Annotated in this window: 13 protein-coding genes; 6 read left to right on the forward strand and 7 right to left on the reverse strand. The window is 59.7% G+C overall.

Going from position 1 to position 14036, the window contains the following annotated elements:
* The first annotated feature begins 6 nt into the window (after window positions 1–6).
* Window positions 7–1251, forward strand: coding sequence for a cytosine deaminase (gene codA, locus K5K95_RS31955; protein ID WP_222587758.1), 1245 nt, complete (start codon window positions 7–9; stop codon window positions 1249–1251).
* Between the two features lie 57 nt (window positions 1252–1308).
* On the opposite strand, the gene K5K95_RS31960 is transcribed toward codA, so the two are convergent.
* Entirely contained in the window at window positions 1309–2301 is a 993-nt protein-coding gene (locus K5K95_RS31960) for a diaminopimelate epimerase (protein ID WP_222587759.1), read from the reverse strand.
* A 193-nt stretch (window positions 2302–2494) separates the two neighbouring features.
* Between K5K95_RS31960 and K5K95_RS31965 the strand changes: the two genes are divergently transcribed.
* Together K5K95_RS31965 and K5K95_RS31970 are read left to right on the forward strand one after the other, a co-directional pair.
* Window positions 2495–4081 (forward strand): glucan 1,4-alpha-maltotetraohydrolase domain-containing protein, encoded by a 1587-nt coding sequence (locus K5K95_RS31965; protein WP_222587760.1) that lies wholly within the window; start codon window positions 2495–2497, stop codon window positions 4079–4081.
* 98 nt (window positions 4082–4179) lie between these two features.
* Window positions 4180–5331 (forward strand): MFS transporter, encoded by a 1152-nt coding sequence (locus K5K95_RS31970; RefSeq protein WP_222587761.1) that lies wholly within the window; start codon window positions 4180–4182, stop codon window positions 5329–5331.
* Between the two features lie 1728 nt (window positions 5332–7059).
* Here the strand turns inward: K5K95_RS31970 and K5K95_RS31975 are convergent.
* Entirely contained in the window at window positions 7060–7422 is a 363-nt protein-coding gene (locus tag K5K95_RS31975) for a DUF6124 family protein (protein WP_222587762.1), read from the reverse strand.
* Window positions 7423–7800: 378 nt separating this feature from the next.
* The gene (locus K5K95_RS31980) at window positions 7801–7992 is read right to left on the reverse strand and encodes a hypothetical protein (RefSeq protein ID WP_222587763.1); all 192 of its coding nucleotides are present in this window, start codon (window positions 7990–7992) and stop codon (window positions 7801–7803) included.
* A 177-nt stretch (window positions 7993–8169) separates the two neighbouring features.
* Here K5K95_RS31980 and K5K95_RS31985 point away from each other — a divergent pair, with 177 nt between their 5' ends.
* Complete coding sequence (locus K5K95_RS31985; RefSeq protein ID WP_222587764.1) at window positions 8170–8730, forward strand: hypothetical protein; 561 nt, start codon at window positions 8170–8172, stop codon at window positions 8728–8730.
* A gap of 130 nt (window positions 8731–8860) precedes the next feature.
* Here the strand turns inward: K5K95_RS31985 and K5K95_RS31990 are convergent, their stop codons facing one another.
* Together K5K95_RS31990 and K5K95_RS31995 are read right to left on the reverse strand one after the other, a co-directional pair.
* Window positions 8861–9169 (reverse strand): cupredoxin family copper-binding protein, encoded by a 309-nt coding sequence (locus K5K95_RS31990; protein WP_090186128.1) that lies wholly within the window; start codon window positions 9167–9169, stop codon window positions 8861–8863.
* Window positions 9170–9184: 15 nt separating this feature from the next.
* Window positions 9185–10153 (reverse strand): metallophosphoesterase family protein, encoded by a 969-nt coding sequence (locus K5K95_RS31995; protein WP_222587765.1) that lies wholly within the window; start codon window positions 10151–10153, stop codon window positions 9185–9187.
* A gap of 153 nt (window positions 10154–10306) precedes the next feature.
* Here K5K95_RS31995 and K5K95_RS32000 point away from each other — a divergent pair, with 153 nt between their 5' ends.
* Window positions 10307–10819 carry a sigma-70 family RNA polymerase sigma factor gene (locus K5K95_RS32000; RefSeq protein ID WP_222587766.1) on the forward strand — a complete coding sequence of 171 codons (513 nt, stop codon included), beginning with the start codon at window positions 10307–10309 and terminating at the stop codon, window positions 10817–10819.
* On the forward strand, window positions 10812–11555 hold the full coding sequence (locus tag K5K95_RS32005; RefSeq protein WP_222587767.1) for an anti-sigma factor family protein: 744 nt from the start codon (window positions 10812–10814) through the stop codon (window positions 11553–11555). Before K5K95_RS32000 ends, K5K95_RS32005 begins: the two co-directional genes overlap by 8 nt.
* Window positions 11556–11712: 157 nt before the next feature.
* Here the strand turns inward: K5K95_RS32005 and K5K95_RS32010 are convergent, their stop codons facing one another.
* Window positions 11713–12549 carry a helix-turn-helix transcriptional regulator gene (locus K5K95_RS32010; protein ID WP_409999709.1) on the reverse strand — a complete coding sequence of 279 codons (837 nt, stop codon included), beginning with the start codon at window positions 12547–12549 and terminating at the stop codon, window positions 11713–11715.
* 53 nt (window positions 12550–12602) lie between these two features.
* A complete protein-coding gene (locus tag K5K95_RS32015; protein ID WP_222587769.1) occupies window positions 12603–14021 on the reverse strand; it encodes an aminotransferase in 1419 nt (472 codons plus the stop codon).
* Between the last annotated feature and the right edge of the window lie 15 nt (window positions 14022–14036).

Below are 14036 nucleotides of genomic sequence, written 5' to 3' on the forward strand. Positions count from 1 at the left end.
CGCCTGATGCACATCATCAATGCCCGCTTGCGCAACCAGGATGGCCTGCATGAGTTGCACCTCGAAAACGGACTGATCCGCAGCATCGCCCGTCAGACCGAAGCCCCGACCCTGGGCCCCGATGACCTGGACGCCGGCGGCAACCTGGTGGTGCCGCCCTTCGTCGAGCCGCACATTCACCTCGATGCCACCCTCACCGCTGGCGAGCCGCGCTGGAACATGAGCGGCACGCTGTTCGAAGGCATCGAGTGCTGGGGCGAGCGCAAGGTGACCATCACCGAGGAAGACACCAGGACCCGCGCCAATAAAACCATCCAGACCCTCGCCGCCCATGGCATCCAGCATGTGCGCACCCACGTCGACGTCACCGACCCGCAGCTCACTGCGCTCAAGGCGATGCTCGAAGTACGCGAGCAAAACCGCCACCTGATCGACATGCAAATCGTCGCGTTCCCCCAGGAAGGCATCGAGTCGTACCGCAACGGCCGGGAGTTGATGGAAGAAGCGATCCGCATGGGCGCCGATGTGGTCGGTGGCATTCCGCATTTCGAGTACACCCGGGATCAAGGCGTCAGCTCGGTGAAATTCCTGATGGACCTGGCTGAGCGCACCGGCTGCCTGGTGGACGTGCATTGCGATGAAACCGATGACCCGCATTCGCGCTTTCTTGAAGTGCTGGCCGAAGAAGCCCGAAGCCGCGACATGGGCTCGCGGGTGACCGCCAGCCACACCACGGCGATGGGCTCTTACGACAACGCTTACTGCGCCAAACTGTTCCGCCTGCTCGGGCATTCGGGCATCAGTTTTGTCTCCTGCCCCACCGAAAGCATTCACCTGCAAGGCCGCTTCGACACCTTCCCGAAACGCCGGGGCGTCACGCGGGTCAACGAGTTGCTCGAAGCGGGCATGAACGTGTGTTTCGGCCAGGACTCGATCGTCGATCCATGGTATCCGCTGGGCAACGGCAACATTTTGCGGGTGCTCGAAGCCGGTCTGCACATCTGCCACATGCTCGGTTACCGCAACCTGCAAAGTGCGCTGGACCTGGTCACCGACAACAGCGCCAAAGCCATGAACCTGGGCGATCGATATGGACTGGAACAGGGCCGGCCGGCGAATCTGTTGATCCTGTCGGCGGACAGCGACTACGAGGTGATTCGCAGCCAGGGCTTGCCGCTGTATTCGGTCAGGGAGGGCAAGGTATTGATGAAGCGGACGATGCCGGTGGTGGAATGGCCGGGGCAACTGTAAGACTGCAGTGATCTTGAAGGCCCCATCGCGGGCTTACCCGCGATGACGGCCGACAATTCAATCCATCAACCGAGCCGTACCGAAAAGCCTTACCCGACTCAACTCGCCATCCGATTCCTCCAGTAAAATCGGCGCTGTGCCACCGGGCATCACCACCCTCACCTCACCCGCCGCAACCCAGCCAACCCGCCAGGCAGCACACGCCACCGCACTGGCGCTGGTGCCCGACGACGCCGTCGGCCCTTCCCCACGTTCAAATACCCGCGCGGCGATTTGTCCTTCAGACGCTAGCATCGCCCATTGCAGATTCACGCCGGCAGGACACGGTACCCCTGCCCCCGCCGGCATGGCGTAAGCAATTCGCGTCAGACCTTCGCACAGCCCGGGCTCGCGCATCTGTTCATTGCTCGGCAACGCTTCGGCGTTCTCCAAAAGTGTCACGCAATGTGGATTGCCAATGCGCACGAACTGGCTTCGAGACCATGCTGGATCAAGCGCCGACAACGGCTGCACATGGCTGACGTCGCGACCGTTCAACAGCGCGCCTTCAACCCTTTCAGCCCCCACCGCGTCCGGCCCGAACGAAGGTTTGCCCAGGTCCAGCCAGAACCCTTTCACCCCCTCGACCTCGGCTGGCTTCACCGAAGTGCCCACGGGTGAAACCGCATCAGCCTTGTCGTGATGAACCCTGAGCAAACACGCCTCGTCCCTGGGCAACAATCCTTGCTCGCTCAGGGCCTGAGAGAAAATCGTCAACCCGTTGCCGCTGCGCTCGGCCAGGGTGCCGTCGGTATTGACGATCAACAGATCAAACGGCGGCGACGACTGAAACGGCCCCACCAGCAGACCGTCGCAGCGATGGTCTTTACTGCCCGGCGGTTGAGTGCCGGGAGCCCATGCGCAGAACGCCTCAATCGCCGCCAACGTCCAGTTTTCGCGGGTTTGCGCGGCGTCGCTGGCGAGTCGAGGCAGATCGATACCGCGTTCACGCACGGCGTCAGGCGCCATCACCGCATAGATATTGCCTCGAGCATCGTAGAACGGCGTCATGGATCGGTCCTGAAGTCAGCCTGTGGAGAGGCTGTACTTTAGGCGACGGCCCGGAAAAATCACATCCACCCGATCGGTTATGAGCATCCGCACTTTTATCGCAAAACAGTTGGGAACATCTGTCATTTATGACAGCAGACAAGCCACATTCACGAGCCCAGAGTAAAAACCTGGGATTCCTCGGAATACACTCATGAAAAAGTTCGGACTACTGTCGCTGCTTCTCTTGCTGCTTCTGGCCGGGGCGGCGACGGCGGATGAAGTCACACCGGTGCGCAACGGCAACGGGAAAGAAATCCTGTTGCAGGGGTTCCACTGGAACTCCAGCCGCAACGAAACCGAAACATGGTATGCGTTACTGGCACACATGGCCGGTCAGATCGGCCTCGACGGCTTCACCGCCATCTGGATGCCGCCGCCGTGGAAAGACACGTCCAGTTGGGTGGACGGCGGCAGCAACACGTCCGGTGGTGGTGAAGGTTATTTCTGGCGTAGCTTTGATAAGAACAGCCAGTACGGCACCGATGAGCAGCTCAAAACAGCAGCCGCGGCCCTGAATCGAGCGGGTGTAAAAGTCGTTTATGACGTGGTGCCCAACCACATGGATGACACCAAGGGCGATGTCCCGCTGTTCCCGAGAGGGCATGGGGAATGGCGTCACGATTGTGCCGAGTGTGACGATGGCGATCCATTTATCGACGGCAATGCCGATGTGAACATCCAATATCCATTAGTGTTCGAGACCTTTAAAAACGAACTGCGCAACCTGCGCGACAACTATGGCGCCATGGGCCTGCGTTTCGACTTTGTTCGCGGCTACGCGCCGCAGAACGTGGACCGCTGGATGAATGCGTTTGGGAATCTTCAATTCTGTGTCGGTGAACTCTGGAAAGGCCCCAGTGAATACCCGGCTGGGGACTGGCGCAGCAAGGCCAGTTGGCAGGATGCGCTCAAGGACTGGTCCGACCGCGCCCATTGCACCGTCTTCGACTTTGCCCTCAAGGAGCGCATGCAAAACGGCTCGATCGCCGAATGGCGACATGGGCTCAATGGCAATCCCGATCCAGCCTGGCGCGCGGCCGCCGTCACCTTCGTCGACAACCATGACACCGGTTATTCACCAGGACGCTACGGTGGTCAACATCACTGGCCTTTGCCCGAAGAACTACGCAATCAAGCCTACGCCTACATCCTCAGCAGCCCCGGGACACCGGCCGTGTATTGGCCGGACTTCTTTGACTGGCAACGCGGCGAGCTCATCCGCCAACTGATCAAAATCCGCAAGGAAGCCGGAATCAAGGCCGACTCACCAATTCGCTTCCACACCCAATATTCAGGGTTGGTCGCGACAACGACCGGGGACAACCGAAGCCTGGTGATTGCCTTGAGTTCGGACCTGACAAAACTTCCCCCGGGGCTGACCGATCCCAGGTTGATCTGGGATGACGGAAAAATCCGTCTCTGGAGCACGGCGCCTGAACAACCTGCCGTCAGTGTTCACTTCACCTGCGACTACGCCACGACCTACCCCGGCCAGAACGTTTATGCCGCAGGCTCGACACTTGAACTGGGGGCCTGGGACCCTGTTCATGCCGTGCCATTGACCTACAACTCCCAAAGCAAGCAATGGAGCGGTGTGATCGATCTGCCGGCAAAACAAGACATTCAATGGAAATGCATCGTGCGCAGTAACGATGCCTCGGGGACTGCGCGCTGGCAGCCGGGCGCCAACGTCAGCCTCACCAGCGAGGCAGGCAGGGAGACGCGAGGTGCGTTCTAGGCGACTGGTGAAAACCCTTCGAGGTCGCGGTGCGCTGCCTGATATGCAAGGATGTTGTCCTGCATTCTGTCAGCAACCCGCAACGCCAAGGATTTTTCATGACTGCCCTCAACACGCCAGCGCCCGTCATCCCCGGACGCCTGGAGCAGATGTCCACCCGCATCGCCTTCTTCATCGCAGGTCTGGGCATTGCCGCGTGGGCACCGTTGGTGCCTTACGCCAAGGCACGGGCCGGGCTGGATGAAGGCACCCTCGGTTTGCTGCTGTTGTGCCTGGGGGTCGGGTCGATTCTGGCGATGCCGATGGCGGGTCTCCTTTCCACGCGTTTCGGCTGCCGTCGGGTCGCGACCGGGGGAACGTTGTTGATCTGCTTGGCGCTGCCGTTATTGGCGACGGTGTCGTCAGTGCCAGCATTGATCGCCACGTTGTTCATGTTCGGCGCGGGCCTGGGCACGGTGGATTCGACGGTGAATCTGCAAGCGGTGATCGTCGAGCGGGCCAGCGGCAAGCACATGATGTCGGGGTTTCACGGGATGTTCAGCCTCGGCGGGATCGTCGGTGCGGCAGGTGTCAGCGCCCTGCTCGGCCTCGGCCTGTCACCACTGAGTGCAATGTTGGTGGTGATTGTGGTGCTGGTGATTGCATTGCTCAAAGCCGCGCCGCATCTGTTGCCTTACGGCAGCGAAAGCTCGGGACCGGCGTTTGCCGTGCCCCATGGCATCGTACTGTTCATTGGCGGCATGTGTTTCATCGTGTTCCTGGCCGAAGGCGCGGCGCTTGACTGGAGCGCCGTGTTCCTCACGCAGGAACGCGGGATCGACACAGCGTATGCCGGGCTGGGTTACGCGGCGTTCGCCCTGACCATGACGGTCGGACGCCTGACCGGTGACCGAATCGTTCGACGGCTGGGCTCGACACGGGTGATTGTGTTCGGTGGGCTGACCGCGGCGGTGGGCCTGGCACTGGCCACATTCGCCCCGGCGTGGGAAGCGGCACTGGTGGGTTATGCATTGCTCGGCGCCGGATGCTCGAACATTGTGCCGGTGCTGTACACCGCCGTGGGCAAACAGACAGTGATGCCCGAACACATCGCCGTACCGGCCATCACCACGCTCGGCTACGCGGGAATCCTCGCTGGCCCGGCGGTGATCGGGTTCATCGCCCATGGCAGCAGTTTGAGTTTTGCGTTCGGGTTGATGGCGCTGTTGCTGGTGGCCGTGGCCATTGGCGGGAAAGTGTTGAAAGTCTGATAAAGCTATCGCCAGCAGGCTGGCTCCCACAGGGGATCTTCAGTGAACACAAATTCTGTGTGTAGCAGAGATCAATGTGGGAGCCAGCCTGCTGGCGATGGGGTCACCTCGGAAGAGTTGATGCGTAGGACTTGGTTCACTAGAGACCGAGGCGATGCCATCGCGGGCAAGCCCGCTCCCACAGTTGACCGAGTCGTCCGGGCGAACGCGGTTTCATGTGGGATCGGGCTTGCTCCGGGCGGCGTTCCGACGATGAACGTGGCCATTGGCGGGAAAGTGTTGAAAGTCTGAAAAGCTATCGCCAGCAGGCTGGCTCCCACAGGGGATCTTCAGTGAACACAAATTCTGTGTGTAGCAGAGATCAATGTGGGAGCCAGCCTGCTGGCGATGGGGTCACCTCGGAAGAGTTGATGCGTAGGACTTGGTTCACTAGAGACCGAGGCGATGCCATCGCGGGCAAGCCCGCTCCCACAGTTGACCGAGTCGTCCGGGCGAACGCGGTTTCATGTGGGATCGGGCTTGCTCCGGGCGGCGTTCCGACGATGAACGTGGCCATTGGCGGGAAAGTGTTGAAAGTCTGAAAAGCTATCGCCAGCAGGCTGGCTCCCACAGGGGATCTTCAGTGAACACAAATTCTGTGTTTAGCAGAGATCAATGTGGGAGCCAGCCTGCTGGCGATGGGGTCACCTCGGAAGGGTTGATGTGTAGGACTTGGTTCACTAGAGACCGAGGCGATGCTATCGCGGGCAAGCCCGCTCCCACAGTTGACCGAGTCGTCCGGGCGAACGCGGTTTCATGTGGGATTGGGCTTGCTCCGGGCGGCGTTCCGACGATGAACGTGGCCATTGGCGGGAAAGTGTTGAAAGTCTGAAAAAGCTATCGCCAGCAGGCTGGCTCCCACAGGGGATCTTCAGTGAACACAAATTCTCTGTGTAGCAGAGATCAATGTGGGAGCCAGCCTGCTGGCGATGGGGTCACCTCGGAAGAGTTGATGCGTAGGACTTGGTTCACTAGAGACCGAGGCGATGCTATCGCGGGCAAGCCCGCTCCCACAGTTGACCGAGTCGTCCGGGCGAACGCGGTTTCATGTGGGATTGGGCTTGCTCCGGGCGGCGTTCCGACGATGAACGTGGCCATTGGCGGGAAAGTGTTGAAAGTCTGATAAAGCTATCGCCAGCAGGCTGGCTCCCACAGGGGATCTTCAGTGGACACAAATTCTGTGTTTAGCAGAGCTCAATGTGGGAGCCAGCCTGCTGGCGATGGGGTCACCTCGGAAGGGTTGATGTGTAGGACTTGGTCCACTAGAGACCGAGGCGATGCCATCGCGGGCAAGCCCGCTCCCACAGTTGACCGAGTTGTCCGGGCGAACGCGGTTTCATGTGGGATTGGGCTTGCTCCGGGCGGCGTTCCGACGATGAACGTGGCCATTGGCGGGAAAGTGTTGAAAGTCTGAAAAGCTATCGCCAGCAGGCTGGCTCCCACAGGGGATCTTCAGTGAACACAAATTCTGTGTTTAGCAGAGATCAATGTGGGAGCCAGCCTGCTGGCGATGGGGTCACCTCGGAAGGGCTGATGTGTAGGACTTGGTTCACTAGAGACCGAGGCGATGCCATCGCGGGCAAGCCCGCTCCCACAGTTGACCGAGTTGTCCAGCAAACGCGGTCTAATGTGGGAGCGGGCTTGCTCCGGGCGGCGTTCCGACGATGAACGAAAACGCGGTGTCAGTGATTACTTGGGCAAGTCGACGTTATCCAGCATCCGGTTCACCGCCAGTTCCGCCTGCATGATGATTTGCGCAATCCCCAGCGCGGTGTGCCGGTGCGGACCTTCCAGGTAGGCGGCGAAGTCGGCTGTCATGACGCTGGCCGAGGCCAGGGATTCGCAGGTGTGTGCCAGCAGGTCTTCGTCCCGGATGTCCGGTGCGATCATGAACATGGTGCTGGGTTTGCGCACGAGTGGGGGCTTGAGGGCGGCGGGGTTGAAGTAGTGATCGAGGGCGCGGTCGGCGGCTTCGTGGAATTTTTTTGAATCGACTGATTCGTAGGGGGATGCCGGATCGGTGTCTGGCGGGTTGGGGGTAACTTTGGACATATTCATTCGTTCCTTACTGGGCAGCCACGCCTCGCTACTAATACGAGGGGTGGCGGCTGTACGCAGGTTAGTAGACCGGGGAACGAAAGCAAAGCCGGCGCGTCCGAGGACGCCCTGCGCACAACCACCATCAAATACAGGCATGGAAATACCTGTCTGACAGACACTTGTGCAGCTTTCAAATCCTCGGGCTACTAAACCCGATCACTGGGAATCAGTGACGGGGATCAAGTTACCGAGGGGGGCCAAAGCGCACAAGCCGGCGGATTCTGGCGTAGTCGTAGGCAATGGCGCAAGGCGTTGTAGCTTTCAGGAAGTAACCTTAAACGCCGTTAAACAGAACCCCGAAATGACACCGCTTTCCTGGGCAAGCCCGCCTCACCGAGGCGCCAAGGGACTGTCCAGCACCCACTGCATTTTCTGAAAGGCTTTGCGCTCTCGTGCAACCGCCGCGTCCCATTCATCTCCGAACGCCTTGCCCGAACGAACCAGCTCCATGACCTGGGCCGTAGCGGCCTTCAGCTCCTCGCGCGCCTGACGCAGGTCTTCGTTGAATTTTTCAATTGTCATCCAGACACTCTGAAATGAATCGCCGGCCGCTCGCAGAGTCGAGAATCTTTTCGGCCATTATTGGCAATGATTCGACGCCGGTCATTGAGGTTCAACTAGAATTCTAGACTTGATCAGGCCGGTTGTAGCCGAGCTCCAAAAAAACAAAAGTCATTGGAAAACAAGGGGCATCCAACCTTGAAAATTTCAACACTCTGCGCTACCGGGAGCCTGTTGGTTTCGACGGTTGCGTCTGCCACGGGAATTGTTCCGGTCCTGGACCTTGACTTCACACGGCCTGCTACCGAAACCCTGAAAAAACTCGGCATCAACGACGCGTGCATTATTACCGCCCCAAACCCCATCACGTTCACCTACTGCCGTGAAGGATTGCCGACGCTGTGGAAATATCAGGCCCTGGATCTGGAGCAAGAGGCGGCGATCCTCAAAGGCGAGAAGATGCCCTCGACCGATTACGGACGAATCACCGTCGTCGAAGCCGACAGCGTCGCGTGCCAGATAGACAAAACGCCGCCATCGGCCAAGCCGGCCACGACTCGCGGCGTTGCCCTCGGCGTGATCATGCTGTTTTTGTTGATCGGCTTGCGCTTCACCTTCCGGGCAATCAAGCGCGAGCAATATGCTCCCGCCGATAATGCGGGCTCACCCCCGCAGCGGTTGAGCGAAACCTTGCTGATCAAGGCGCTGGCCGCCTTGGGTGTCGCCGCTGCGGTGGCATTGATTTATTGCTTTTGGTGAGCCAAGCACCCGCTGCCTTCAACCCTGGAAGATCGAAAACCAGGCACGAAGACTTGTGGGAGCGAGCAGGTCGGAACGCCGCACCGTCGCTCCCACATTCAGCCGGATTTGTCGCAAGTGTCTTGCGCCATTACTGGCTGACCACAATCTTCCCGATCATCTGCGGATGCAGCGCACAAAAATACTCGTACTCCCCTGGTGTGTTGAATACCCAGGAAAAGCTGTCATTGGTATCCAGTGCCCCTGAGCGAAACACCTTGTGGGTTTCCGCCACCGTGTGCGGAATCTGGTCATCATTCACCCACGTCACCTTGGTGCCCACGGCCACGTTCAAATCCTTGGGTCCGAACATGAACTCCTTGATGTCGATTTTCACCTCCTGAGCCCACACCGGCATCGACAGCAGCAGGCAGGCTACAGCCAACAATCGCTTTTTCATCCGAGTGCCCTCCCCTTAAACCAATGTCGAATCGATCAGCGCCAGCGGATGCTCGCCCTGCGTCGCCCGCACATCGGTCAGCCCCAGGTAATTGCGCAGTTGATCGGCCGCCACCGTCATCGGCCCGGGCGACGGCGCCGCACCGGGTGCGGGTTGTGGATAAGCCGTACCGCGCGCGGTGTGGAAGGTGATGTTGCCTTCGACCTTCTGGATAACCTGATGGATGTGTCCGTTCAACACCGTCACCGATCCGTACTTGCGCAGCATGGCAATCGCCTGATCGCCATCCTCGGTGCCCCAGCCCCACGGCTGATAAATCGTCCACAACGGAATATGGGTGAACACCACGATGGGCGTGCTGGTGGTGACGGCGCGCAAGTCATCGGCCAGCCAGGCCAGTTGATCGGCGCCCAGGGTCGCTTCACGGCCGGCCTGGAAGTTGAAGACATTGACCAGCGCAATGAAATGCACGCCGTGGTCATCGAAACTGTACCAACCGTTGCCTTTGGTGCCCTTGCCGTAACGCTCGAGGTAAAGCTTGCCGCCGCCCTCATCAAGGGTGTCGTGTTCGCCCGGCACGTAGTGCACGGTGGACGGCAGGCCTTTGAGCAGTTGCGCGGCCGTGTCGAACTCTTCGGCCTTGGACAGGTGCGTGATGTCGCCGGTGTGCAGGATCAGCGACGGCCGTTTCGGCAACGCGATGACCTTGTCGATGGCCTCTTGCAAGGTCTTCGCCGGCTGAGGATTGGCTTCCTTGTTGAAGCCGATGTGCGAGTCACTGATCTGCACGAAGTGAAAGGTGCTGGCCAGCGCCTTGGGGTCGGAGACCGTGCCCGACTCATCCAGCGCAAAGGCCCGGGGGATACCGCCGCACAGCGCCCAGATCACCCCCGCCCCGGCCCAGGCCGAGCACTTGAGCAGTGTTCGGCGGTCAGGGCTCAGCGGGCCGTCGGTGCGTCGTAAGTGTTTTGCTTGAATGTCCATCGGAATTCCCTCGCTGGCGAACTACAGTGATGTAGCTGACATGAGGTAAACCTGCCGGGGCAGGACTTTATTCCGGGTCGAAACAAATATTTTTTCCCGGGAATAAAACCCGACGCATCACAGTTATAAGGGTGGGACAGTGCGGGAAACACTATGAAGCGATTTGAGGAATTGTTTGCGCCCCATCTGGACGCAGCGTACAACCTCGCGCGCTGGCTCACGGGCAACGACAGCGCCGCGCGCGATGTCGTGCAGGAGAGCGCCCTGCGCGCCTTCAGATTTTTGCATCGCTTCGCTGATGGCAACGCCAAGGCCTGGTTTCTGACCATCGTGCGCAATGAAAGCTACACCTGGCTCAAGGCCTCGGCCGGGCACCAGTGGGTGTCCATCGGCGATGAACTGCCTGAAGACGACGCAGCGCTGAGCCATCGCGAGAGCCCGGAATTGCTGGCCATTCACATGGAAAATGCGGCACTGATCCAACAAGCCTTGTGCGCCCTGCCGCCGGTGTTTCGGGAGGTGATTGTGCTGAAGGATCTTGAAGACATGCCCTACAAGGACATCGCCCTGGTGGTCGACATTCCCATCGGCACCGTGATGTCGAGGCTGGCGCGGGCTCGCGCCATGCTCAAGCTCGAACTACTGAAGTTGCACGACCATGAATGAACTCGACTGCAAGTCTTGCCAGACACTGATGCATGGCTATCTGGACCAGGAACTCGATCCGGCGACAACCGCGAAGGTGGCCGGGCATTTGGCCGGGTGCGCGGCGTGCGCGCGATTGCATGATCAGGCGAAGCTGCTGATGGTCAGTGTGAAACGCCAGGCACCGTATTACCCGGCGCCTGCATCGCTGCTCGACGGCGTGTTGGCCGCAGTTGCGCCCCGGACAAGTGTCGTCGAGCGTTGGCGCCAATGGTTCGCACCGGCCTTTTCAGCGACAGCGCTGGCCCTGGCGGCGGTGCTTTTTGTGGCCATGCCCGGCGGTGAACAACCGTTGATGGATGAGGCGGTGTCGAGCCATGTTCGTTCGTTGATGGGTGAGCATTTAAACGATGTGGTGTCGTCTGACCGCCACACTGTGAAGCCCTGGTTTACCGGCAAACTCGACTTCTCGCCGCCAGTGTTCGATTACTCGGCGCAGGGTTTTCCATTGCTGGGTGGCCGGCTGGACTATTTGCAGCACCAGAACACGGCGGCACTGACTTATGGCCGGGCCAAGCACATCATCAACGTCTTCATCTTGCCGACCACCGAGGCGGACAAACCGCCGAAAACCCAGTCGATTCGTGGCTTCACCGTGGTCTCCTGGCAGGAGAATCACATGCGCTACGTGCTGGTCTCCGACGTCGAGAAAGGTGAGTTGGAGGCGTTCAGTCAACTGCTCAAGCACGGCGCTTGAAGAAACAGAAGTGGGTGGTCAGGGTCGTTAAGCGCGAAGATAGCGCCTAACTGATCGTTCCCACGCTCTGCGTGGTAATGCCTCCATGGACGCTCTGCGTCCACTGTGACGCAGAGCGTCACGGGCTGCATTCCCACGCAGAGCGTGGGAACGATCATCAGTGCTTGCGCAGCCACTCGATAAACAGCGCAAACAATTCCGACTGCGATCCGATTTCCAGCTTCAGATAAAGGTTCTTGCGGTGCATGCGCACCGTCTCCGGCGAGATGCTCATCTGGCTGGCCGTGGATTTTACCGAGTGCCCACGCAGCACCATGTGCGCCACTTCCCGCTCGCGCTCGGTCAGCAGGTCGCAGCCAAAGTGTTCGAACGCAGACTGCACGCGCTGCTTGAGCTCGTCGCGCCCGCCTTCACTGACGGCACTGTGCTGCAAGCCCCGATGCCCGAACTCGCGGATGAATTCGCGCACCAGCGGCTCGACCGCCCGTAACAGGTTCAACTGTTCAGCCCGCAGACTTTCCCCGCCAAATCCTTGAAACAGGCTCACCGACACCTTGGTGTCATGGCCGGTATCGACAATATAAAAACTGTCTTCAGAACTCCCCGCCTTCAAGTAGTAAGTCTTGTAATACTCACTGTCGAAGAAGTTGTCCGGGGCGATTTCCTCCAGGTGATAAAACCCTTCCGCCAGCCCCTGCTCGACGGCCAGGCAAAACGGATCGAGCAAGTAGCCGCCGGAAAAGTAGCGGTCGATGATCGACTCCCGGTATTTTTCCGGTATGCCGCGCTGATACAGCAACTGTGGCGGCCGGTCCTTGTGTTCCAGGCTGATCATCACCGACTCGATGGACACCAGGTGCCCGAAGGCCGACGCCAGGTGGCGCAGCGCATCGGGCTCGTCGATGTGGGCGAACGCCTGGCGCATGTCGCCATGCCACTTATGCAAGGCACCGAAGGGCAAGGCGATCAACGTGTCGTCGTTTGGTTTGCTCATGCCCCGCAGTCTAGCGGGTGAACCGGCCTCTGGTAACCGCAGTGTCAGCGCACTCATTGGCCGAAATACTGGCCGTTCTGCTCAAGCTCGGCCGCCACTTCAAGAATGCACACCCGCAGGATCTCGACGATTTCATCGACCTGCGCGCATGACAGGATCAGCGGCGGCGACATCACATTGAGGTGCATGATCGGCCGCACCAGCAGCCCTCGGGCCTGCGCCCGGGAATGAATCATCTCGCCGATGTTGATCTCGTCGGCAAACAACGCCTTGGTGCGTTTATCGGCGACAAACTCGACGCAGGCCATGAGCTTCTGGCAGCGCACATCACCCACCAACGGCAAATCGCGCAGCGTCGCCAAGCGCTGTTCCAGGTACGCGCCAACCACGTCGACATGCGCCAACAGGTTTTCGCGCTCGATGATCTCGATATTTTTCAGCGCCGCCGTGCAGCACACCGGATGGCCGCTGTAGGTGAAGCCGTGGGTGAAGCAGCGGCCAGTGCCGGGCTCGGCGATCACCTTCCAGATCCGCTCGGAAAAGATGCAGGCGCCCAACGGCAAATAGGCCGACGTCAGGCCTTTGGCCGTGGTGATGATGTCCGGCTGCACATCGAACACCTCCAGGGAAGAGAAGAACTTGCCCAGGCGCCCGAACGAGGTGACCACCTCATCGGCGACAAACAGAATGTCGTAGCGCTGGCAGACTTCCCACATGCGTTTCAGATAGCCCTTGGGCGGGATGATCACGCCACCGGAACCCATGATCGGCTCGGCAAAAAAGCCCGCGACCTTGTCCGCGCCGATGGACAGGATCTTGTCTTCGAACTCCTTGATCAGAAACTCGAGAAACTGCGCTTCATCCATGCCGTCCGGTGCCCGGTAAGGATTGGGGTTGGAGACGTGGTGAATCTTGTCGTTGGCGTAATCGAATTCCGGCACCCGGTCGGCGGCCTTGTTGCCGATCGACATCGTCAGCGTGGTGGAGCCGTGATACGCGTTGAAACGGGCAATGACGTGCTTCTTTTCGGGTTTACCACGGCAGTTCTGATAGTACTGAATCAGCCGGTACGCAGTGTCCACCGCGGTGGAGCCGCCGGTGGTCAGGAACACGTGATCAAGATCGCCCGGGGCCAGGCTGGCGAGTTTTTCGCACAACTGGATGGCGACGTTGTTGGACATGTCGGAGAACGGATTGGAGTACGCCAGTTGCCGCACCTGGTCGGCAATCGCCAGCGCCATTTCCTCGCGGCCCAGACCGATGTTCGTGCACCACATGCCGCCAACGGCGTCGAGAAAACGGTTGCCCTGCGCATCGAAAATATAGGCGCCGTCACCGGCCACAATGTTCAGCGAACCTTGCTCGGCGTGTTCGTCGAACATGTGATAGCCGTGCATGTAGTGGGCTTTATCGGCTTTGACCAACTGCGCGTTATCGACGCTCGACAGCACTTTCTGAGTAGGAGTAGCCATACACAAACCTCAAAC

Origin of the sequence: Pseudomonas sp. DR48, from assembly GCF_019823085.1 — a bacterium.
In the GTDB taxonomy this organism is placed as follows: domain Bacteria; phylum Pseudomonadota; class Gammaproteobacteria; order Pseudomonadales; family Pseudomonadaceae; genus Aquipseudomonas.

Coding starts and splice junctions, on each gene's coding strand:
- codA (WP_222587758.1), top strand. CDS start 7: ATGCACATCATCAATGCCCGCTTGCGCAACCAGGATGGCCTGCATGAG.
- K5K95_RS31960 (WP_222587759.1), bottom strand. CDS start 2,301: ATGACGCCGTTCTACGATGCTCGAGGCAATATCTATGCGGTGATGGCG.
- K5K95_RS31965 (WP_222587760.1), top strand. CDS start 2,495: ATGAAAAAGTTCGGACTACTGTCGCTGCTTCTCTTGCTGCTTCTGGCC.
- K5K95_RS31970 (WP_222587761.1), top strand. CDS start 4,180: ATGACTGCCCTCAACACGCCAGCGCCCGTCATCCCCGGACGCCTGGAG.
- K5K95_RS31975 (WP_222587762.1), bottom strand. CDS start 7,422: ATGTCCAAAGTTACCCCCAACCCGCCAGACACCGATCCGGCATCCCCC.
- K5K95_RS31980 (WP_222587763.1), bottom strand. CDS start 7,992: ATGACAATTGAAAAATTCAACGAAGACCTGCGTCAGGCGCGCGAGGAG.
- K5K95_RS31990 (WP_090186128.1), bottom strand. CDS start 9,169: ATGAAAAAGCGATTGTTGGCTGTAGCCTGCCTGCTGCTGTCGATGCCG.
- K5K95_RS31995 (WP_222587765.1), bottom strand. CDS start 10,153: ATGGACATTCAAGCAAAACACTTACGACGCACCGACGGCCCGCTGAGC.
- K5K95_RS32000 (WP_222587766.1), top strand. CDS start 10,307: ATGAAGCGATTTGAGGAATTGTTTGCGCCCCATCTGGACGCAGCGTAC.
- K5K95_RS32005 (WP_222587767.1), top strand. CDS start 10,812: ATGAATGAACTCGACTGCAAGTCTTGCCAGACACTGATGCATGGCTAT.
- K5K95_RS32010 (WP_409999709.1), bottom strand. CDS start 12,549: ATGAGCAAACCAAACGACGACACGTTGATCGCCTTGCCCTTCGGTGCC.
- K5K95_RS32015 (WP_222587769.1), bottom strand. CDS start 14,021: ATGGCTACTCCTACTCAGAAAGTGCTGTCGAGCGTCGATAACGCGCAG.